The organism is Methylobacterium sp. J-026 (genome assembly GCF_022829585.1).
GTDB lineage: Bacteria > Pseudomonadota > Alphaproteobacteria > Rhizobiales > Beijerinckiaceae > Methylobacterium.
The window spans coordinates 1-1711 of record NZ_JAKSYC010000344.1 but is presented as its reverse complement, the minus strand read 5'-3'; the positions used below and the strand labels follow the sequence as shown (position 1 = coordinate 1711).

Here is a 1711-nt window from a genome sequence, read left to right as displayed (position 1 = left end):
GGCATGGGGCTTCTCCCAAGTTCCACGGCGGCCGCAACGGCCGCAACAGGGACGGCCACCGCTGTCCCACCGCACCGGCTCCTGGCCCCGGATCGACCGCGCCACCCAAGACAGCCGGCCCACGGTCCCCGCCCGCCTTCTCCGCGCCCGCGCCCTCATCCAGTTCGGCGCCCGCACCCGTCCCCTCGCCACCGCCTGCCAGTACGACCGCGCCGCCATCATGGCCGCCGCCTGCAAGGCCGCCCCCGGCATCATGGAGCGCTGCGGCGTCTCCCGCCGCGAGGCGATGTCGTCCGCTCTCAAGGCCGCTTGGCAGGTCGCCAATGCCGCCCGCCGCGCCGCCGCTCACTGAGGTTCGCACCCATGGCCGCTTTTGGGATCACCTATTCCGCTCGCGACGGCTCCAACACCACCGGATCCGTCTGGGTTGAGCGCACCGGCAAGCTCTACACATTCCTCGCCTTCCCGAACGGCAACGTGATGCTGGCGCGCGGCGCGAGCCCCGTGCCCGCCAACCATCTCCGCGACGTTCGGTTTTTCGTGTCCAAGCAGTTTGCCGCCACGCCAGCCGCACCCGCCATGGTCCCGCAGCAGTGCCAGCAGCAGCAGACGGACGCCGGCCGCCGCGGGTTCATCCGAACCGCGCTGACCGCCGGTCTCCTCGCCGCCACGGCAGCCCCCGTTATCGCCAAGGATACCCGCACTGTGGGTACCCTCCGTGGCGACGACACCGCCCGCCTGCCCGATCACGCCGCGCTCTGGTCTCGCATGCCCCTGCCGTTCTCGCTGACCGAGGCGTGGCGCCTGCTCTCGCCCGCCACTCAGACTGAGATCGGGACCGCCGTGCTCGGCATGGCCTTGGCGCAGTACGTCTATGGCGACGGCCGCGCCGACGCGGACCAGTTCACCGACGAGGACCTGCGCGCGGATGCGTCCGACGTGGCCGGCGACCTCCTGAACCGGATCGATGACCGTTTGTGGGTGCTCCTGCCCGACCTCTACGGGCCGGACGGCGATCATCCCGCCTGGGCCTACGCCGCCGGCATGGTCTACCCGCTCGGGGCTGTACTGCCGGAGCCGCCGATTGCCCCGGCGCCCGCCGCTCGTCCCGACCCGATCTTTGCGGCGATCGAGGCAGCCGACGCCGCCCGGCGGGCGCACCAGGCCATGCACGAGAACCTGGACGAGGACGATGCTGCGCAGATGGCGCGCCTCGATGTCCTGGTGGACGCCGACCGTGCCGCGTTCGAGGCGCTGGCCCGGATCGTCCCGACCACGCGCAAGGGCGATGTCGCCTTGGCCGATTTCTACCTGCGCGTTCTGGACGACCCGGACGGGCAGGCCACCGCTCACCTTGAGCACCTGCGCGACGTGCTGGCGGACTACGCCGACGCCTAGCGCCCCCGCCTGACGCCTGCGCCGGCCTGACCGGCGCCCGCCCCCTTCACCACCACCGACCCGCCGCCACGAGCCCCACCAGGAGCGCGAACGATGTCCTATGCCCGCATCCCGAATTTCAGCCAGCCCGTCCCGGTCCGCAGCACCAGCGCCCGCACGGGCCGCCGCCAGCCCCGTGCCGGCCGATCCCGGGCCGTCCCCCGCGCCGGCCGCGGAGGCGCAGCCCCGCAAGGACGGGCCGGTCGCGTGGGTGCGCACGCTGCAGCTGCTTCAGGATCGGGTCGCCACGGGATCCCTGGCGGCCCACGAGGGC

Annotated in this window: 2 protein-coding genes; both read left to right on the top strand. The window is 72.9% G+C overall.

Going from position 1 to position 1711, the window contains the following annotated elements; translation table 11 throughout:
- The coding region (locus tag MKK69_RS30070; RefSeq protein ID WP_243973834.1) for a hypothetical protein at nt 1-352 on the top strand (352 nt) is incomplete at its 5' end.
- An 11-nt stretch (nt 353-363) separates the two neighbouring features.
- Entirely contained in the window at nt 364-1398 is a 1035-nt protein-coding gene (locus MKK69_RS30065; RefSeq protein WP_243973833.1) for a hypothetical protein, read from the top strand.
- Nucleotides 1399-1711 lie beyond the last annotated feature (313 nt).